Origin of the sequence: Gordonia westfalica (assembly GCF_900105725.1) — a bacterium.
Taxonomy (GTDB): domain Bacteria; phylum Actinomycetota; class Actinomycetes; order Mycobacteriales; family Mycobacteriaceae; genus Gordonia; species Gordonia westfalica.
In genome coordinates this window covers 4,187,233-4,205,920 of sequence record NZ_FNLM01000034.1, presented here as the reverse complement: position 1 = coordinate 4,205,920, position 18,688 = coordinate 4,187,233, and the positions used below count along the sequence as shown (strand labels likewise).

The window sequence follows — 18,688 nt, the reverse complement described above, 5'->3', positions numbered from 1 at the left end:
CACCGCCGCCCGCCGACCTATCGACCGTCGCTGAGTCGATACCCCATGCCGCGCACGGTTTCCAGCCGCTCGGCGCCGATCTTGTTCCGCAGCGAGCGCACATAGACGTCGACGACGTTCGACGCCGGGTCGAAGTCATACCCCCAGACATGTCCCAGGATCTGCTCCCGGGACAACACCTGGCCGGGATGCCGGAGGAAGACCTCGAGGAGGGCGAACTCCCGCGCGGTCAGGTCGACCACCGTGGCCCCGATGTGGACCCGCCGTGTCTTCAGATCCAGGTGCAGATCCGCGAACGACAGGACCTGTTCGTTGGTACCCGACGCCACGGCGGAGTCGTCGACCAGACGCAGGCGGACCCGGGCGAGCAACTCCGCGAACTGGAAGGGTTTGGTCATGTAGTCGTTGGCACCGCCCTCGAGCCCGGTCACGGTGTCGGTCACGCTGTCTCGCGCGGTCAGCACGATCACCGGTGTCGTGATCCCCTCGCCGCGCATGTGCGTCAGGACGTCGAAACCGTCCATCGCGGGCAGCCCGATGTCGAGGACCACCATGTCGAAGTCCCCGCTGCGGGCCGCCTCGAGGGCGGATCGGCCGTCCGCCACGTGTTCGGTGCTGTAACCGGCCGCGCGCAAGCCCTTGCCGACGAACGCGGCGATCCGAATATCGTCCTCGGCGATGAGGATTCGGCTCATCGGGTTTCTCCTTCCGCGTGCGGCCACGCCTGTGGTGCGCTGGTCGGCTCTGGTGCCGGGACCTCGATCCCGAAGGTCGCTCCCTGGCCCGGGACGCTGCGAACCCACGCGACGCCGTCGTGGGCCTCGGCGATCGCCCGGACGATGGCCAGCCCGAGGCCGGCACCGGACGAGTGTTCGGCGGACCTGCTCCCGGCACCCCGCTGGAAGCGTTCGAAGATGCGCGGCGCGTCCTCGGGTGACACCCCGGGACCCTCGTCGGTGATCCAGATCGACAGACGACGGCCCGGTCCGGCACCGTCGAACCTCGATCCGAGCCGGATCGCCGTCCCCTCCTTGGTGTGGCGCACGGCGTTGGACGCCAGTTGCAGCATCGCCTGGGTGATGCGTTCGGGGTCGACCTGACACGGCCCTTCGGCGACCTCCATCAGCAACCAGAAGCGGTCGCCGAGCGGCTGCACCTTGGACTCGATGTCGAGCATCAGCTGGGCCGCGTCGACCTCGCGAGACACCACGAAGTCGGGCTGCTCGGATTTCGCCAGCATGAGCAGATCGGCCACGATCCGACTCATCCGGACCAGCTCGCTGTCGACCAGGTCGAGGGTCTTCCGCCGCTCGGTCGGGTCGTCGGGGAGCAGCTCGAGATGTCCACGGACGACGGTGATCGGGGTGCGCAGTTCGTGACCCGCGTCGTCGACGAACTGCCGCTGGGTGGTGTAGGCGTTCTCCAGACGGTCGAGCATCGCGTTGAATGTCTCGGCGAGAGCGGCGATGTCGTCGTGGCCGTCGACCGGCACGCGTCCGGTGAGGTCGTTCTCCCCGATCTCCTCGGCGACCATCCGCACGCTGCGGACGGGGGCCAGGATGCGTCCGGCCACGAGGTAGGCGGCCCCGGTGGTCACGGCCATCCCGGCGAGGCCGACGAGCGCGAGCACGCGCATCGTGCGATCCACCAGTTCGCGCCCCGGATCGGTGTAGATGCCGACGATGAAGGTCCCCGGCCCTGAGGCATCGGAAGCGGCACCAGCAGCGGCACCGGGCGGAGCATCCGAGGACACCTCCACCTTTCCCCACCTGATCTCCCCGTGATCGGTCGCCAGGACTCCCGCCGGGCCGGGTGCGCTCCGCAGCTCGCCGAGCACACGACGGCCTTCCCCCGCGGCGGGCCAGGCGTTGCCGGGGAGCTCGAGGATCTCGGAGTTCCCCACCACGCCGGCCATCACCTCACCCTGACCGGCCGATTGTCGCGACAGGAAGACCTCGAGAAGCCGTGACACCGACGTGAAGGGTTCGGAGGTGGTCGGATCGACGCCCTCGTCGGCGAAGGTGCGGAACTCGCTGGCTTCCTGTGCGACATCGTGATTGGCGCGGCTGTCGACATCGTGGAGGAGCAGGTTGCGGGTGATGACGAAGACCACCACGAGCAACCCGAAGGTGGTGAGCATGATCCACGCGGTGATACGCCAGCGCGCCGGGAGCGCCGGACGCTTTCGCGCCCTCGTGCTCCCGGCGGCGGTTCGACCTTCTCCGGGACCGAGGTCCCGGGAATTGCGATCGTCAGTCGTCGAAACGGTCGTCATCATCCCAATCATCGTTGTCGTCGTGATCGTCGTCGTGATCGTCATCGTCGTGATCGTCGTCGAAGCGGTCGTCGTCATCGTCGAACCGGTCCTCGCAGGCGTCCTCGGCGGCGTCGTCGTCGAATCGGTCGTCACACCAGTCGTCGTCCGAGACCAGGTTGGGCGCCACCGCGCGCGGCTGCAGATCGCCGCCGCTCGGGCGTGGGGCCGGTGCGGGGCCCTGCGTCTGGGGAGCCGATTCGGTGGCCACACTCACCGAGACCGGATCGCCGGCCAGGCTCGGCTCCGCCGATCGGGTGAGCAGGAAACTGGCGGCCACCACCGCGATCGCGAGCGCACCGAGGGAGAGGGTTGCGAGGAGTCGTGAGATCTTCATGTCTCCGACTATGTCGGCCTCCGGTGAGTCATCGATGAGTCGAAGATGAAGGTTTCTTCATCTTCGACTCGTCCCCGTCCAGGCTGCTCAGGAACTCGTCGATCCGCGGCCAGGTCTGCTCGACGGCCGCAGACCCGGCGATGAGCCCGAGGTGGCTGGTCTCCACTGTCGTGAACTCGACCCTCGGCGACCCGGTGAACAGGTCGACGCCGTGGTGGGCCGCCGCCCAGCTGACGATGGCGTCGCGGTGGCTGCCGAACAGCTGCACCGGTACCGCAACCTTCGACAGGTCGACGGTGACGTCGTCGAAGGTCAGGACGCCGCGGGCCAGCTCGCCCCGCATGATGAAGTTCTCCCACATCTGCTCCGACGCCTTGCCCGGATAGCCGGGCATCGTCTCCTGGAAGCGGTCGATGGCCTTCATCCTGGTCAACGCCTCGGTGTCGTCGGCGTTGCGGATGATGTACCCCGGTTTCCTGAGTTCCCGCTGCCAGGCCGTCGCCCGGTAGGCGGTCCGCACGAGCGGCGCCGGGATGCCGCCCAGGGTCCGGAGTGCGAGCGATACCGGCTTGGCACCGATTGGGCGCATCAGCGTCTTCACCAGCGGATACGGCCGGACCCGGTCGTAGTCGAGCGGGGTTCCGACCGCCGTGATCGACCGCACCGGCAGGCCCGGGTCGGCGGCCACGGTGAGGAACGAGATCGTGCCGCCGAGACTCCAGCTGAGCAGGTCGATCCCCTCGCCGGTCGACTGCCGGGCATCGAAGTCCGTGAGGGTCGCGGCGATCGCGCCGGGCACGATGTCGGCGAAGAAATCTGCGAAGCCCAGATGTCGATCGTCGCGGGTCATGTCCCCGAAGTCGACGACGTAGGGCACCCGACCGGTCGACAGGAGGTACTCCACCACACTCAGGCCCGGGGCGAGGTCGTAGCAGTCCGTCGACACCGCCAGCGGCGGGACGAGCAGCACCGGCCGCGTCGACGCCTCGCGGGACGACGTCAGCTGCCCGGCCGTGCCATACCGCCGCACCTGCCGATGCGGCTCGTCCACGATCACGGTGTGCGGGGTTTCGTGCGACTCCCCGATCTCCCCACCCCGTGCGAGGTGAACCAGCGTCGCGACGCCGTCGAGACCACCCATGACAGCTCTCCCCTCGAACATCATCCGCACCCCGCGAGCGCGCGATCGCAGGCCATTCAACACGGGGCCTCGGCACGCGACATGGTTGGGGCCGAGCGCGGGTGGGTATGTCCGGATCGAGGCATCACGGCTCCGGCCGGGTGCCGGCGATCAAGACGCGGTCGGACCGATCAGCCCGCACCGGCGCTGCCACATCCCTGACCGCCCGTGCGTACGAGGAGGAGACACCATGGCCGAAGAACTCAACAACGTCACCGTCGCTTTCCTGGTCGCCACCGAGGGCGCCGAACAGGTCGAACTCACCGAACCCTGGAAGTCGATCGAGGCTTGCGGCGGCAAACCCGTCCTGGTGTCCACCGAATCCGGCACCGTGCAGGCCTTCGACCATCTCGACAAGGCCGACACCTTCCCGGTCGACATGACGCTCGAGGACGCCCGCATCGCCGACTTCGACGCCCTCGTGCTTCCCGGCGGCGTCGCCAACCCCGACTTCCTGCGCGCGTCGGCCCCGGCCGTGCGCTTCGTGCGCGGCTTCTTCGAGGCGGGCAAACCCGTCGCCGCGATCTGTCACGCGCCGTGGACGCTCATCGAGGCCGACGTCGTGCGCGGCCGCACGCTGACCTCGTTCCCCAGCGTCAAGACCGACGTCATCAACGCCGGCGGCAACTGGGTCGACGAAGAGGTTGTCACCTGCCGGGGCGGCGACAACGTGCTGATCACCAGCCGCAAGCCCGACGACCTCCCGGCGTTCAACGCGGCGATCGTCGCCGAGTTCGCCCACAGCCGGGTCCCGAGCTGACGTTCACACCACCGAGATCGGACCCTGTTCTCTCCCGGTGAGGATCAGCAACGCCCGGTCCCCCTGCCCGGTGAGCTCGGCCGCTTGCACCGCCGTCGTCAGAGCGGAAGCTAGTACCACCCGCGGCAGCGTCGACGTCGATCCGATCGCGCGTGCGATGTCGAGGCCGTGGACGGCCAGCTCGAAGGTTCTCGTCGGCAGGTAGTTCGACAGCAGGATTCCACCCCACGGGGTGGCGACCGGCCGGTCGGCGACGCCGGTGATCGCCGCGACCGCGCGGTCCCGCCGTTCGGTGGCCGACCGGAGCACGTCGTCACCCAGGTCGACGCCGGCAGCTACGCCGCGGGCCGTCACCTCCGGCGACGATGCCAGACCTCGAATCCGGGTGTAATACCCTGCCACCGAATCGATCTCGATGTCCTCGGGTTCGGGTTCGGCGAGGTAGTCGGCGACCGTCGTCAGCGATCGGCTCGTGTGCCCGACCAGGGAACGTACCGTCCAGTCCCCCAGTCCCGGCCGGTCCCACTGTTCCGGGCTCACCTCGGCGACCAGGTGCAAGAAATGCTCGGCGCCCGCGACGTAGTCGTCGATCTCTCTGCTCAACTGGTGCTCGTCTGCCATGGTGTCCCCTGCTCCGTCCCGGAAACCGACCGCGAGTCACACGATATCGACGCGGGACACGGTGTGCGAGGTCACCATCCGCGCGGTCTGGACGCGCGACGGACGGACGCCACTCGTACCGTGATGGTCATGACCACCCAGCCCGACAGCACCACCGGCGTCGACACCCGCAATCTCGTCCGCTACGGCGGCCAGTTCTCGCCGGAGGTGATCGTCCGGGCGTCGGGCAGCTGGGTCCACACCGCCGGCGGCCGAAAGCTCCTCGACTTCACCTCGGGTCAGATGTCGGCGATCCTCGGCCATTCCCATCCCGACATCGTCGCGACCGTCACCCGGCAGATCGGCGAGCTCGATCACCTGTTCAGCGGGATGATCTCGCCCCCGGTTCTGGAACTGTCGGCCCGCCTCTCGGACACCCTGCCCGAGGCCCTCGACAAGGTGCTGCTGCTGAGCACCGGCGCGGAGTCCAACGAGGCGGCGATCCGGATGGCCAAGCTCGTCACCGGCAAACACGAGATCGTGTCCTTCGCGAGGTCGTGGCACGGCATGACACATGCCGCGGCGGCGTCGACCTACAGTGCAGGCCGGACCGGCTACGGCCCGGTCGCCCCCGGCAATTTCGCCCTGCCGACGCCCAACCCCTATCGACCCGATTTCACCCATCCCGATGGCACCCTCGACTGGCAGCGTCAGCTCGACTTCGGTTTCGAGCTCATCGATGCACAGTCGACCGGGTCACTCGCGGCGTGCATCGTCGAGCCGATCCTGTCCTCCGGCGGCGTGATCGAGCCGCCGGCCGGCTATTTCGCTGCGCTCAAACGCAAATGCGAGGAGCGCGGGATGCTGCTGATCGTCGACGAGGCGCAGACCGGTCTGTGCCGCACGGGTTCCTGGTACGCCTTCGAACGCGACGGCATCGTGCCCGACATCCTCACGTTGTCCAAGACTCTCGGCGCCGGCCTCCCCCTCGCCGCGGTCATCACGACCACCGAGATCGAGCAGGCTGCCCACGAACGCGGCTATCTCTTCTTCACCACCCACGTATCCGACCCGCTGGTCGCGGCGGTCGGTGTGACGGTACTCGACGTCCTGCAGCGCGACGGCCTCGATACCCGTGCGTCACAGGCGGGTTCGGTCCTGCGCACCGGACTGCTCGAACTCCGGGACCGGCACGACTGCGTGGGCGACGTGCGCGGTCGAGGACTCATGCAGGGCATCGAACTCGTCACCGACCGCGAAACCAAGCAAGGCGCCGACCGACTCGGCGCTGCCGTGACGGCACGGTGCTTCGAGCTCGGTCTCCACATGAACGTCGTCCAGCTGCCCGGCATGGGCGGCATCTTCCGCATCGCACCACCACTGACCGCCTCCGACGACGAGATCCGCACCGGCCTCGACATCCTCGACACCGCGATCACCGAATGCGCCTCGGCGGCAAGCTGATCGACGGCTGAGCCGGGGTCAGGCCTTCGGTCCGGTCCCGGTCGTGTCGTCGGACTCGGCCGGCACGACGCCGCTGGCGGCGGCGAGCTTGGCGATGCGGTCATAGAGAAGGGCGACCACGCCGGCGAACACGATGACGCCGAGGATCTGCGCCCAGGTCTCGAAGCCGTCGCCGACGATGGCGAGTACCGAGTCGTCGCCGGTGGCGGCGACGATGCCCGCGAAGACGACGCCGAAGAGTGCCTCACCGACGATCAGGCCGGTCGCGAGCAGCACACCCATGCGCTTCTTGTGTTCGACTGCGCCACCGCTTCGTTCGGCCCAGCGGTTGTAGAAGTGTCCGAGGAACGCGCCCACCGGGATGATGAGGGTGACCGACATCGGCAGGTACATACCCATGCCCACCGCGAGCGGGGGCAACCGGAACTTCCCTGCGCGACCGAGTAATTCGTCGATGAGGATGACGACCGCACCGATGAGGGCGCCGATCCCGATGAGACCCCAGTTGAGATCGGCGCCGAGCACACCCTTGGCCAGGGTCGACAGCAGACCCGCCTGCGGTGCGGCCAGCGCGTCGGGACCTGCACCGGGAGCGCCGACGAAGCCGAAGACGTCATACATCAGGCCGAGGATCGGCGGGATGATCGCCGAACCGAAGAGTACGCCGATCACCAACGCCACCTGCTGTTTCCACGGTGTCGCGCCGACCAACTGACCGGTCTTGAGGTCCTGCAGGTTGTCGTTGGAGATCGTCGCGACACCGAAGACCACCGCTGCGGTGAACAACGTGTAAGCGATCAGCGCATCGGTCTGCGAGGGGTCCGCGGTCCCGAAGGTCGCCTTGATGAGGAGCGCGGCGATGAGGACCACCAAGATGCCGACGCCGGAGATCGGGGAGTTCGACGACCCGATGAGACCGGCCATGTAACCGCAGACCGCGGCCACCGCCAAGCCGATGACGAAGACGAAGACGATGCTCACCACGATGATCCCGGTGGCACTGCCCTCGAGGACCGTGTCGTGCACGAAGTCCCACAGGAGCAGGCCGATCGGGATGAGCAGCACGAGGATGCTGCCGCCGACGATGTTGAACGGGATGTCGCGCTCGGTGATGTCGACGCTCACGCCCTCGCGACGTGACCGCGACGATGCGAGGGAGCCCTTGATCCCGCGGGCGATGGGTCCCATCACCTTGATGAGGGTCCAGATCGCGGCGATCGCGATGGCACCCGCACCGATGAGTCGCACGTCGTTGGCGAAGACGGCGGAGACGATGTCGCTCAGCGACTCTCCTGCCTCTCCCTGGTTCTGGCTCTCGAAGGGCAGCAGGACGCCGTAGGAGATGAGCAGTCCGACGAGCATCGCGACGCCGACGGTGACGCCGACGAGGTGACCGATACCGATGAGCGACATCGAGAGTCCGGCACTGAACAGCGTGCCGCCCGCTCCCACCTTGATCGTCGCGGTGATCGAGTCGCTCAGCAGCTTCAGCTTCGTCAGCAGCGCGAAGCCGGCCGACGCGATCGAGCCGATGACGATGGTGCGGAGACCGGCCTTGTTCTCCGTCGCACCGCCGGCCGAATCGCCGACCTTCAGGACCTCGGCTGCCGCAACGCCTTCCGGATATGGCAGGTCCGATCCCGTGACGAGTGCGCGGCGCAGCGGGATCGAGTACATGACGCCGAGGATGCCGCCGATCGCGCAGACGGCGACGGTGATCCAGTACGGGAATCCCGTCCACCACCCGATCATCACCAGACCGGGGATCACGAAGATGATCGCCGACAGTGTGCCGGCCGCCGACGCGATGGTCTGGACGATGTTGTTCTCCACCACCGAGTGGTTGGCGAAGTACCGCAGGATGCTCATCGAGATGACGGCCGCCGGGATGGCCGTGGCGAACGTGAGCCCGACCTTGAGACCGAGATAGACGTTGGCCGCGGTGAAGATGAGCGTGATGATGCCGCCGAGGATGATTCCTCGCAGCGTCAGTTCCCGCAGACTTGCCGTGGCCGTGGGCGTCGTCGCCATCAGGTCCCCTCACACAGGCGTGAAAGGCTCCCGCCCTGCCTGGACGCGAACCGTATTCACTTGAGTACAGTCGATCCACCTTAGGTCCGGGCAGTCCGCTCCGTGCAAACTCGGTCCGTTCGGGCCGGGTCGACTCGCGGGTCGGAACGCCCGGGAACGGGTCCCAAAACCCGGCGCCGGGCACCGGCGACGGTAGGGCATGATCTATCCATGACCGAGGGGAAGACGGAGCAGTCTGCCCGTACCCGCCAGGCGCTGATCGGCGCGGCGGAGGAGCTGATCGCGCTGCACGGCGTGTCAGCTGTCTCGAGTCGGCAGATCAGCAAGGCCGCCGGTCAGGGCAACAACTATGCGGTCGGCCATCACTTCGGTTCCAAGGACGACCTGATCCGGGCCACCCTCACCACGCACAACATCCCCATCGATCGACTCCGCCAGAAAGCCCTCGACGAGATCGGGCCGCACCCGCAGGTCCGCGACTGGATTCGATGCCTGGTGTGTCCGGAGATCGAGTACCTCGGCGAGCTCGGCGCCCCGACGTATTTCGCCCGATTCTTCGCGAATGTCTCCAGCGACCCGGCCACCACCGTCCTGCTGTACGAGCAGATGGGCGAGTCCGAGCCGCTGCTGGCGATCCTCGAGGGCTTCTACAGCGCTTTGCCGGAATTCCCCGGCGACGTCCTCGAGATCCGCAACAACATGACGCGCCACATCATCGTGAACACGCTCGCCGACATCGAACGCGCCGCCGAGGCCGGTGACCACCCGGTCACGCCCTGGGAGCACCGGTGCGAGATCGTCGTCGATTCGCTCACCGGTATGTGGCTCGCGCCGGTCACCCCCCTCGCCCCCTGAGGCGCGAGGTCCGAACCGCCACCCCCCGCTCCTCGAGGTGCGAGCGAAGCGCCCCACCCCCCGCTCCTTGAGGTGCGAGCGAAGCGCCCCACGCCCCCCGCTCCTTGAGGTGCGAGCAAAGCGCCACCCCCCGCTCCTTGAGGTGCGAGCGAAGCGCCACCCCCCGCTCCTTGAGGTGCGAGCGAAGCGAGCCTCGAAAGGCCCCCTCGCCTGTCAGATCGTGGTGCCCACATCCTTGGCGACGATGTGGTCGAGTGCGCGTTCGGCCACCGCGGCGATCGTCATCGACGGATTGCAGGCCGCGGTGTTGCCCGGCATGAGCGCACCGTCGAGGACGTAGAGCCCGGGCTGCCCCTTGACGCGCCCCTCGAGGTCGCACACCGTGCCCATGTTGGCCCCGCCCAGCGCATGCCAGGTCGACGGGAAGACGGCGTTGGTGTCGGTGAGAATCGCATCCGGGCCGGCGATCTTGCGCACCGTGCGGTCGATGTGTTTGGTCTGGATCTCCGAGTCACCCTCGTGCGGCCACTTGATGATCGCATCGCGTGCCGCGGAGTCGTAGGAGATGACGCCGCGCCCCGAGCTGACGCCGAAGCCCACCAGCATCGTGGTACCCGCGTAGACCGGCAGCGGGGGCAGAGACGCCTGGATGACGGTGAAGGCGCTCTTGGGATCACTCCAGTTGGGACTGCCGTACACGACCGGACCTCCTTGCACCGCACCGAAATCGATGCTCGGGCTGGTCCAGGTGTAGATGCGGTCCGCGTTGGTGCCCCACCCGCGGCCGAGGTCGTCGGGCAGGTCGGTGATCGTGCCGGCCGCGCGGGCCCGCACGAGAAGCTTGGTGGTGTTGACGCTACCGGCCGCCATGATGAGTGTCCTGGTGACGATCTCCTTGTGCTCCAGCACCTTTCCGGTCTCGTCGGTCCGCTCGACGTCGAGGGACCACTTGCCGTCCTTTCGCCTGCTGACCTGCCGGACGGTGTGCAGTATCCGCACCGTCACCAGCCCGGTGGCCTCTGCCTGCCGGATGTACGTGACGTCGACGCTGTGCTTGCCGCCGTTGTTCACGCCGATGGAACCGTCACCGTTGGAGAAGGCCGGCTTCATCTCGCCGCGCAGTTCCGCCTCGGCGTATCCCCAGTCGATGGGCATCGGGATCTTCTGCAGTGGGAGACCCACGGCGCGAACACGTTTGGCGAACTGTCGCGGCGCCAGGTACTCCGGCGAACGCACGAGTGAGTCCGGCGCCACCGCGACCTTGAGCATCTGTGCGACCCGCGGATAGTGCACCCGGTTCATCAGCTCCCAGTCGAGCGCATTGGGGAAGTGCTCGTTGAACACCGCCTCGCTCGGCTGCAATGTCATGCCCTGGTAGACCAGCGATCCGCCACCGAGCCCGGTGGGGCACAACGCCGTCATGTTCGCACCCGCCACCGATTCGAACAGTCCCACATAGGGTTCGACGCTCAGCGGCTTGCCGAACAGGTTCGGGGTGGACTCGTGCCAGAGCATGCGCTTGTCGGGGTTCGACGCCCGCGGGAAGGTCTCCGCATTGGGTCCGGTCGGCCACCGCTTGCCGCGTTCGAGCATCAGGACGGGCACGCCGGCCTGCGCCAGGCGGAGCGCCGAGACACCTCCACCGAAACCGGAGCCGACGACCACCACCCGATGTTCCTCACGCGTGCGGCGGACACGACGGCCCGGCACCGACGACGCCGTCGGAGTTCCGTTCGCGGACACCGCGACCGCGCTCGCCGCGCCGGCTGCGGTGACCGCCGCGGCCTTGAGGAAGGTACGTCTCGTTGGGTTCGCCCCGGACATGGATCTCCTGTCATCAGTGCGCGAGGAGGTCTCGCGCAGACGTGCTGGGGAACTCACGGTCACCGAAGGGAACGGCCGCGAGCGGGAGAACAACGGGCCTCCGCGTGGGAAGCGCCCGCCCGAAGAAGACTTTGGCATCGACCATCGCCGTGTCAAGGGCAACAATGGATTTCGACCCCGATTCGAAGTCCGCCGCGCGGCACGCTTGACAGATCCTGAGTCATGTGACTGAATCTAGCGAGACGGGTCTACACCACAGATCCCACAGCGGACGATCGACCGGGACGGTCTTCCGAGCAGGCCGAGGATCCGGCCTCTCGAGTTATGCGTCACCTCGGCCACGGTGTGCAGAGGGGTGCACACCGTGGACGGGTCACGACCAGATCACCGAATCTCCACCCGTTGCTAGGATGGCCCGACCACAACGCGGCCGGGGGAAACGTATGTCAGATCACCTGCAGGACAAGACCATCATCATCACCGGAGCCGGTGGTGGATTCGGCAAGGTCATCGCCGAGAAGTGCGCGGCACGCGGCGCACGTGTCGTCGGCGTGGACATCGACGCCGAGGGCCTGACCGCTGTTGTCGACGGCATCGCCGCCGCAGGCGGATCGGCGGTCGGTCAGGTCGCCGACGTGACCGACATGGAGCAGATGCGCGCGGCCGCAACGCTCGCCGTAGAGAGGTTCGGGGCGATCGACGTCATCGTCAACAACGCCGGCGTCATGCCTCTCGCGTTCTTCGCCGATCACGAACGCGCTTGGGAGAAGTGGCACAAGGCCATCGACATCCACATCAAAGGCGTCGTGAACGGCATCTCCGCCGTCTACGACCAGATGATCGCGCAGGGCCGCGGACAGGTCGTCAACATCGCGTCGATCTACGGCAACGGCGGCTTCGAGGGGTCCGGGGTCTACAGCGCGACGAAGGCCGCGGTCACCATGCTGTCGGATTCGCTGCGGATCGAGGCGAAGGGCAAGATCAAGGTCACCACGGTCAAACCCACCGGTGTCGCCGGCACCAACCTCGCGAGCTGGATCGTCAACGACCGCGCGATCCGCGGCATCGTCGGCCAGCGCGTGTCGTCGTACAAGGAACACATCACCCAGATGCTGCAGGGCGAACTACCGCCCGAGCTGACCGACGCGGACTCGATCAAGTACTGGCTCATCACTCCGGAGGACCTCGCCGAGGCCGTCGTCCACGTCATCGACCAGCCCTGGGGCATCAGCCTGTCCGACGTGACCGTCCGCGCGAGTGGCGAGGACTACCTGTACTGACCTCGATACGCGGGACAAGCCGTATCGAAATCAGCGACGACGATGCTCGCCGCGGTACTTGCGGTGGTATTCGTCGTAGAGGTCGGAGTTCTTCTCACGTTCGAGCCGGTTGATCAGGTCGGGGTTCAGTCCGTGCTGGGCCAGCCGGTGACGGCGGTACACGCGGTTCAGCGCGACCGAGAAGAACAGGTAGGCGATGAGGATCGGCATCGTCATGATGATCCGAACGCCCCAGTCCGCCGGGACGAACAGCATCGGGCTCAGGAGAATGATGCAGGGAATGGCCCAACGCACGACCATCCGCCCCGAGGCCCCGGGTCCCGCGAGGTCGTTCTCGACCCAGGCGGTCATCGACTTCGGCAGGGGCGCCCAGTAGCAGTACTTGATGTACTCCCAGGCGTTCGGTGTGGTGCGTTGTGTGGTGCTCACTCCTCGATCGTGCCCCAACCGGGAGCCGACTCCCAAGTATGTTGACGCAGGCCACACTTCTACACGTCGAGCCGCACCTGGCCGGGCACCCACCGACCAGCACCTGAGAATCGGTCATTCAGGTCATGGCTGCGTGTGCTCGGCCCCTCCGCGGTCGGTAGTCTGACCGCGACTCGGCACGGCGTACCGGCGAAAGGACTCCCCCGATCATGAGCTCGGACCCGGAGAACGCCGCGTCCCACCCGACAGACCCCGACCCCATCGGCCCCGATGCCATCGGCGGTCTGGAAGCCGAGCTCACCGACTTCTGGCGACGCGGCCGAATCCGTACGCGTCTGCGGGCCCGAGAGATCGACAGCCGTCTCGACCCGTCGTGCTATCCGCTCATATCCGTGCTCGCACGACACAACTCGATGCCGATGTCCGATTTGGTCAGCGCCGTCGGGATGGAGAAGTCGACGGTCACGCGCCAGATCGACGCCGTCGTCCGGCTCGGACTCGCCGAGCGGCACCCCGACCCCCGCGATGCGCGGGCCCGGGTGATCACGCTGACCGATCACGGCCGCGAACGCGTCGACGCCGTCCTCGCCTCGGCCGTCTCCGAGTGGCGCGCCCGTCTCGCCCAGTGGGACCCGGACGACATCCGCACCCTCACGCGTCTGCTTCACCGGCTCGGCGAGGCGACCAACGACCCGGTCGTCGACCCGAATTCCTGACGACCCGCACACCCCGGCAACGGGGTTCTGCACCATTCGTCGCCCGGCGGGGAATAAACGCGATAGTTGCGCGTTACACCTTTCACGTCCTATAGTTGCAGCATTCAACTAAACGGGCGGCGGCCTTTGCCGGACCCCTGTTTCCACCAGCCTTCTCGGCGCCTGTGTCCACGAGGTCGACGAATCTTCTCGTCGATGTTCCGTGGTCGCCCACCCGGCTCCGTCTCCACGGCGCACGCACGACCCGGAGGAACTCCCGTATGACAACGTCCCCGCCACGCGTGGAATCCGTCGACGACACCCCGATGACCCACAAACAGCGCATCAACGCGCTCGTCGGGCTGCTGCTCGGCATGTTCGTCGCACTGACCTCGGCCACGATCGTGTCCAACGCGCTACCGACGATCATCACCGAGCTGCACGGCACCCAGGATCAGTACACGTGGGTCGTGACCGCGACCCTGCTCGCGTCGACAGCCGCCACCCCGATCTGGGGCAAGCTCTCCGACGTCTTCAGCAAGAAGCTGCTCGTCCAGCTGTCGCTCGGCGTCTTCACCCTCGGCTCGGTGCTCGCCGGCCTCTCGACGTCGGTCTCGATGCTGATCGGCTTCCGCGTGATCCAGGGCCTCGGCCTCGGCGGCATGCAGTCGCTGGTCATGATCGTCATCGCGTCGATGTTCAGCCCGCGTGAGCGCGGCCGCTACCAAGGCGCCATCGCCGGCGTCATGTCGATCGCGACCGTCGCCGGACCGCTGATGGGCGGCGTCATCGTCGACACGAGCTGGCTCGGCTGGCGCTGGACGTTCTACGTGTGCGTCCCGCTGGCCGTCATCGCCATGGTCGTCGTGCAGCGCACCCTGAACCTGCCGGTCATCCGGCGCAAGGTGTACATCGACTACGCCGGCGCACTGCTCATCTCGGCGGGCGTCAGCGCCATCCTGATCTGGGTCACCCTCGCCGGCAAGAACTTCGACTGGGTCTCGGCCATGTCCTTCGGCCTCGTCGCGCTCGGTCTCATCCTGCTCGCCGCCGCGGTGTGGGTGGAGTCCAAGGCCAAGGATCCGATCATCCCGCTGCACCTGTTCAAGGAGCGCACGACCACCCTCGCGACCATCGCCAGCATCGCCGTCGGTGTGGCGCTGTTCGGTGGCGCGGTGTTCCTGGGCCAGTACTTCCAGATCGCCCGCGGCTACTCGCCCACTGCGGCCGGCCTGCTGACCCTGCCGATGGTGTTCGGCTCGGTGGTCTCGGCGACCCTGTCCGGACGTCTCATCACCAAGTACGGTCGCTGGAAGAACTACCTGGTCGCCGGCTCGATCGTGATGGCGGTCGGTTTCGGCCTCCTGGCGACGATCGACGCCCACACCAACATGGCCGTGCTCAGCGGCTACCTGTTCGCGCTCGGCCTCGGCATGGGCATGACCATGCAGAATCTGGTCCTCGCGGTGCAGAACACCGTCGAGCCGAAGAACCTCGGTGCAGCCACCTCGACCGTGACCTTCTTCCGGTCGCTCGGTGGTGCGGCCGGCGTGTCGGTACTGGGCGCGGTGCTGTCGAACCACGTCACCGACCTCATCGGTCAGGGTCTGCGCGCCATCGGCATCACGCAGACCGGCTCCGGCGGCGGCGCGGGTCTGTCCAATCTCAACGAACTGCCGGCGCCCATCGCGGCGATCGTCCGCGGCGCCTACGGCGACGGAACGGCCCGGATCTTCCTCGTCTCGATGGCGATGGCCATCGTCGGCACGATCGCGGTCCTCTTCATCAAGGAGGTCGCGCTCAACACCCTCAGCGGCGAGGACCAGCGACGCGCCGCCGAGGCGGCAATCGCCTCCACCGACGAGGAGTTCGCCCAGGTCATCGCGGGCGAGACCTTCGGCGACACGGATGAGGGCGCGCTCGGACGCCGGGCCGTCATCGATCCCGTCGCGGAACCGCTCGACCGTAGGTCCTGACCCTCGTTGACGAACCGGACGGGCGCGGGTGATCCTTGGCCGGTGAATTCGGACCAGTCGCCCACCCCGGACAGCCACGCCCCGCTGCCGCGCTCCGCGGGCGCTGCCCCGCTGCCGCGCTCCGCGGACACTGCCCCGCTGCCGCTCGAGGGCATCACCGTCGTCGCCCTCGAGCAGGCCGTCGCCGCCCCCTTGGCCACCCGACACCTCGCCGATCTGGGCGCACGGGTGATCAAGGTGGAGCGCGTCGGCGAGGGGGACTTCGCCCGGCAGTACGACTCCGCGGTGCGCGGCGGGGCGGGTTCGCATTTCGTCTGGCTGAACCGGGGTAAGGAATCGGTCGAACTCGACCTCAAGAGCGACGCCGGCCGCGACGCGATCAAGACTCTGATCGCCGGGGCGGACGTCTTCCTGCAGAATCTCGCGCCCGGAGCCGCGGCCCGGCTCGGACTCGGCGCCGACGTCCTGCGCGCCGACCATCCCGAGCTGATCGTCATCGACATGTCCGGATACGGCGACGCCGGTCCGTACCGCGACCGCAAGGCCTACGACATGCTCGTGCAGGCCGAGACCGGCCTGATCTCGGTGACCGGCACCCCCGAGGACATGACCAAGACCGGCATCCCGTCCTCCGACATCGCCGCCGGCATGTACGCACTCACCTCGGTGCTCTCGGCACTGTTCCGCCGGGCGACCACCGGGGTCGGCGCGCGGGTGTCGGTGTCGATGTTCGACGCCACGGTCGAGTGGATGGGCCACCCCATGTACATGCGGCTCTACGGCGGCCGCCAGATCGCGCGGGTGGGCCTCGGCCACGCGGCGATCGTGCCGTACGACAAGTACCCCACGCAGGACGGGACCATCCTCATCGGCGTCCAGAACGACCGCGGCTGGGACACACTGACCCGCGTCGTGCTCGAGCGCCCCGATCTCGCCGAAGACGCTCGGTACAAGACCAACATCGAACGTGTCTCTCGCCGGGCGGAGGTCGACGCCATCATCGCCGCGGAGACCAAGCGGTTCACCACCGACGAACTCGACCGCCGGCTCGCCGACGCCGGAGTGCCCGCCGCCGAGATCCGCGACCTCGAGGCCGTGGTGGAGCATCCTCAACTCAGCGAACGCGACCGCTGGCGTGACGTCGACACCGAGGTCGGACCGATCAAGGCCGTGCTGCCGCCGATGACCTTCGACGACGTCGAGTTGGCGATGGGAGCCGTGCCCGCCCTCGGCGAACACACCGACGCGGTGCTCCGCGAGTTCGGCATCGGCACGGACGAGCAGCCCTGACGATCATCAGCTCGGCGTAGGATCGGCGGAGCGGACCTGCAGCCCTCGGGTCGCGCATTTCTCCTGCACGGATACGACGACCTCTCGGAGGCGATATGTCCGACGATTCGCTGTACACAACCCGGGACTCGGGTGCGCCGGCCGGGAGTGACGAACACTCTCTGACGGTGGGCGCCGGAGGACCGATCGTCCTGCACGATCACTATCTGATCGAGCAGATGGCCCAGTTCAACCGCGAACGAATCCCCGAACGACAGCCACATGCCAAGGGCAGCGGCGCATTCGGAACGTTCGAGACCACCGAGGACGTCTCGGCCTACACCAGCGCCGCGCTGTTCCAGCCCGGCGTCAAAACCGAGATGGTGGCACGGTTCTCGACCGTGGCCGGCGAACGGGGTAGCCCTGACACCTGGCGTGACCCGCGCGGTTTCGCGCTGAAGTTCTATACGTCCGAAGGCATCTACGACATGGTCGGCAACAACAGGCCGATCTTCTTCGTCAAGGACCCGATGAAGTTCCAGCACTTCATCCGTTCCCAGAAACGGCGCCAGGACAACAATCTTCGCGACCACGACATGCAGTGGGACTTCTGGACGCTCTCACCCGAGTCCGCACACCAGGTCACCTGGCTGATGGGCGACCGCGGCATCCCGAAGACGTGGCGCCACATGAACGGCTACAGCTCGCACACCTATCTGTGGGTCAACGCCGAGGGCGTGAAGCACTGGGTCAAATACCATTTCAAGTCCGACCAGGGCGTGGAACACCTGACGCAGCACGAGGCGGACCAGATGGCTGCCGCCGACACCGATTTCCACACCCGGGATCTCTTCGAGAACATCGATGCGGGCAACCACCCGAGCTGGACGCTCAAGGTCCAGCTCATGCCGTTCGACGACGCGGTGAGCTACCGCTTCAACCCGTTCGACCTGACCAAGGTGTGGCCGCACGGCGACTATCCGCTGATCGACGTCGGCAAGATGACGCTGCACACCAACCCGGTCGATCACCACACACAGATCGAGCAGGTCGCCTTCGAGCCCAACAACGTCGTGCCCGGCATCGGCTTCAGCCCCGACCGGATGCTGCTCGGACGGGTGTTCTCCTACGCCGACGCCCACCGGCACCGCCTCGGCGGCAACTACAAGCAGATCCCGGTGAACGCGCCGAAGAACGAGGTCCACTCGTACTCCAAGGACGGCGCGATGCGTATCCACAACGTGACCGACCCGGTCTACGCGCCGAACTCCAAGGGCGGCCCCTCTGCGCTGTATCCCGGTCAGGGAGAACCACAGTGGGCGGCCAACGGTGAGATCCTGCGGAGCGCCTACGTCGATCACCCCGAGGACGACGACTGGGGACAGGCCGGCACGATGGTCCGCGAGGTGTTCGACGACGACGCGCGAGAGCGTTTCGTCGACAACGTCGTCGGCCATCTCCTCAACGGTGTCTCCGAACCCGTGCTGCAGCGCGCGTTCGAGTACTGGAGCCGCGTCGATCCCGACATCGGTGCCCGCATCAAGTCCGGCGTGACCGAGAAGAAGGACGAGTCCGATCCCAAGAAGGACGATCAGGGCAACCCCGCCCGGTCGTCGATGCAGGAGAAGGCCAAGGCCGAAAAAGCCTGACCCTCAACGCGACCCCCGCTCCCTG

16 protein-coding genes are annotated in these 18,688 nt (G+C 67.3%); 8 read left to right on the top strand and 8 right to left on the bottom strand.

Features of this window, described 5'->3' with window-relative positions; genetic code table 11:
- Positions 1–17: 17 nt before the first annotated feature.
- Genes BLU62_RS24740 through BLU62_RS24725 form a run of 4 tightly spaced genes read right to left on the bottom strand, consistent with a single transcriptional unit; the run spans position 18 to position 3,792 of the window.
- Positions 18–695: a response regulator transcription factor gene (locus BLU62_RS24740; protein ID WP_074852490.1), complete on the bottom strand. Its 678-nt coding sequence runs from the start codon at positions 693–695 to the stop codon at positions 18–20.
- The gene (locus tag BLU62_RS24735; RefSeq protein WP_084811881.1) at positions 692–2,275 is read right to left on the bottom strand and encodes a sensor histidine kinase; all 1,584 of its coding nucleotides are present in this window, start codon (positions 2,273–2,275) and stop codon (positions 692–694) included. The genes BLU62_RS24740 and BLU62_RS24735 overlap by 4 nt, the downstream gene beginning before the upstream one ends.
- Positions 2,253–2,651, bottom strand: a complete 399-nt coding sequence (locus BLU62_RS24730; RefSeq protein ID WP_074852489.1) for a hypothetical protein — start codon at positions 2,649–2,651, stop codon at positions 2,253–2,255. Before BLU62_RS24730 ends, BLU62_RS24735 begins: the two co-directional genes overlap by 23 nt.
- A gap of 28 nt (positions 2,652–2,679) precedes the next feature.
- Entirely contained in the window at positions 2,680–3,792 is a 1,113-nt protein-coding gene (locus BLU62_RS24725) for an alpha/beta hydrolase (RefSeq protein WP_074852488.1), read from the bottom strand.
- A 229-nt stretch (positions 3,793–4,021) separates the two neighbouring features.
- Between BLU62_RS24725 and BLU62_RS24720 the strand changes: the two genes are divergently transcribed.
- On the top strand, positions 4,022–4,591 hold the full coding sequence (locus BLU62_RS24720; protein WP_074852487.1) for a type 1 glutamine amidotransferase domain-containing protein: 570 nt from the start codon (positions 4,022–4,024) through the stop codon (positions 4,589–4,591).
- Positions 4,592–4,594: 3 nt separating this feature from the next.
- On the opposite strand, the gene BLU62_RS24715 is transcribed toward BLU62_RS24720, so the two are convergent.
- On the bottom strand, positions 4,595–5,212 hold the full coding sequence (locus BLU62_RS24715) for a maleylpyruvate isomerase family mycothiol-dependent enzyme (RefSeq protein WP_074852486.1): 618 nt from the start codon (positions 5,210–5,212) through the stop codon (positions 4,595–4,597).
- A 129-nt stretch (positions 5,213–5,341) separates the two neighbouring features.
- Between BLU62_RS24715 and BLU62_RS24710 the strand changes: the two genes are divergently transcribed.
- On the top strand, positions 5,342–6,655 hold the full coding sequence (locus BLU62_RS24710; RefSeq protein WP_074853259.1) for an aspartate aminotransferase family protein: 1,314 nt from the start codon (positions 5,342–5,344) through the stop codon (positions 6,653–6,655).
- An 18-nt stretch (positions 6,656–6,673) separates the two neighbouring features.
- On the opposite strand, the gene BLU62_RS24705 is transcribed toward BLU62_RS24710, so the two are convergent.
- Positions 6,674–8,686, bottom strand: a complete 2,013-nt coding sequence (locus BLU62_RS24705) for an OPT family oligopeptide transporter (RefSeq protein WP_074852485.1) — start codon at positions 8,684–8,686, stop codon at positions 6,674–6,676.
- 210 nt (positions 8,687–8,896) lie between these two features.
- Here BLU62_RS24705 and BLU62_RS24700 point away from each other — a divergent pair, with 210 nt between their 5' ends.
- The gene (locus tag BLU62_RS24700) at positions 8,897–9,541 is read left to right on the top strand and encodes a TetR/AcrR family transcriptional regulator (RefSeq protein WP_074852484.1); all 645 of its coding nucleotides are present in this window, start codon (positions 8,897–8,899) and stop codon (positions 9,539–9,541) included.
- 213 nt (positions 9,542–9,754) lie between these two features.
- On the opposite strand, the gene BLU62_RS24695 is transcribed toward BLU62_RS24700, so the two are convergent.
- A complete protein-coding gene (locus BLU62_RS24695) occupies positions 9,755–11,365 on the bottom strand; it encodes a GMC oxidoreductase (protein ID WP_074852483.1) in 1,611 nt (536 codons plus the stop codon).
- A 443-nt stretch (positions 11,366–11,808) separates the two neighbouring features.
- Between BLU62_RS24695 and BLU62_RS24690 the strand changes: the two genes are divergently transcribed.
- Positions 11,809–12,645 carry an SDR family oxidoreductase gene (locus tag BLU62_RS24690; RefSeq protein WP_074852482.1) on the top strand — a complete coding sequence of 279 codons (837 nt, stop codon included), beginning with the start codon at positions 11,809–11,811 and terminating at the stop codon, positions 12,643–12,645.
- A gap of 30 nt (positions 12,646–12,675) precedes the next feature.
- Here the strand turns inward: BLU62_RS24690 and BLU62_RS24685 are convergent, their stop codons facing one another.
- A complete protein-coding gene (locus BLU62_RS24685; RefSeq protein WP_244278314.1) occupies positions 12,676–13,074 on the bottom strand; it encodes a DUF5313 domain-containing protein in 399 nt (132 codons plus the stop codon).
- Between the two features lie 209 nt (positions 13,075–13,283).
- Here BLU62_RS24685 and BLU62_RS24680 point away from each other — a divergent pair, with 209 nt between their 5' ends.
- The 4 genes from BLU62_RS24680 to BLU62_RS24665 all read left to right on the top strand — a co-directional run bounded on the left by BLU62_RS24680 (position 13,284) and on the right by BLU62_RS24665 (position 18,663).
- Positions 13,284–13,790, top strand: a complete 507-nt coding sequence (locus BLU62_RS24680; RefSeq protein ID WP_074852481.1) for a MarR family winged helix-turn-helix transcriptional regulator — start codon at positions 13,284–13,286, stop codon at positions 13,788–13,790.
- Positions 13,791–14,050: 260 nt separating this feature from the next.
- Positions 14,051–15,745 (top strand): MDR family MFS transporter, encoded by a 1,695-nt coding sequence (locus BLU62_RS24675; protein ID WP_074852480.1) that lies wholly within the window; start codon positions 14,051–14,053, stop codon positions 15,743–15,745.
- An 84-nt stretch (positions 15,746–15,829) separates the two neighbouring features.
- Positions 15,830–17,035: a CaiB/BaiF CoA transferase family protein gene (locus tag BLU62_RS24670; protein ID WP_425284610.1), complete on the top strand. Its 1,206-nt coding sequence runs from the start codon at positions 15,830–15,832 to the stop codon at positions 17,033–17,035.
- A gap of 95 nt (positions 17,036–17,130) precedes the next feature.
- Positions 17,131–18,663, top strand: a complete 1,533-nt coding sequence (locus BLU62_RS24665; protein WP_074852479.1) for a catalase — start codon at positions 17,131–17,133, stop codon at positions 18,661–18,663.
- Positions 18,664–18,688 lie beyond the last annotated feature (25 nt).

Bases quoted from the DNA above. Each gene is read 5' to 3' on its own strand.
- BLU62_RS24740 (WP_074852490.1), bottom strand. From the start codon at position 695: ATGAGCCGAATCCTCATCGCCGAGGACGATATTCGGATCGCCGCGTTC.
- BLU62_RS24735 (WP_084811881.1), bottom strand. From the start codon at position 2,275: ATGACGACCGTTTCGACGACTGACGATCGCAATTCCCGGGACCTCGGT.
- BLU62_RS24730 (WP_074852489.1), bottom strand. From the start codon at position 2,651: ATGAAGATCTCACGACTCCTCGCAACCCTCTCCCTCGGTGCGCTCGCG.
- BLU62_RS24725 (WP_074852488.1), bottom strand. From the start codon at position 3,792: ATGGGTGGTCTCGACGGCGTCGCGACGCTGGTTCACCTCGCACGGGGT.
- BLU62_RS24720 (WP_074852487.1), top strand. From the start codon at position 4,022: ATGGCCGAAGAACTCAACAACGTCACCGTCGCTTTCCTGGTCGCCACC.
- BLU62_RS24715 (WP_074852486.1), bottom strand. From the start codon at position 5,212: ATGGCAGACGAGCACCAGTTGAGCAGAGAGATCGACGACTACGTCGCG.
- BLU62_RS24710 (WP_074853259.1), top strand. From the start codon at position 5,342: ATGACCACCCAGCCCGACAGCACCACCGGCGTCGACACCCGCAATCTC.
- BLU62_RS24705 (WP_074852485.1), bottom strand. From the start codon at position 8,686: ATGGCGACGACGCCCACGGCCACGGCAAGTCTGCGGGAACTGACGCTG.
- BLU62_RS24700 (WP_074852484.1), top strand. From the start codon at position 8,897: ATGACCGAGGGGAAGACGGAGCAGTCTGCCCGTACCCGCCAGGCGCTG.
- BLU62_RS24695 (WP_074852483.1), bottom strand. From the start codon at position 11,365: ATGTCCGGGGCGAACCCAACGAGACGTACCTTCCTCAAGGCCGCGGCG.
- BLU62_RS24690 (WP_074852482.1), top strand. From the start codon at position 11,809: ATGTCAGATCACCTGCAGGACAAGACCATCATCATCACCGGAGCCGGT.
- BLU62_RS24680 (WP_074852481.1), top strand. From the start codon at position 13,284: ATGAGCTCGGACCCGGAGAACGCCGCGTCCCACCCGACAGACCCCGAC.
- BLU62_RS24675 (WP_074852480.1), top strand. From the start codon at position 14,051: ATGACAACGTCCCCGCCACGCGTGGAATCCGTCGACGACACCCCGATG.
- BLU62_RS24665 (WP_074852479.1), top strand. From the start codon at position 17,131: ATGTCCGACGATTCGCTGTACACAACCCGGGACTCGGGTGCGCCGGCC.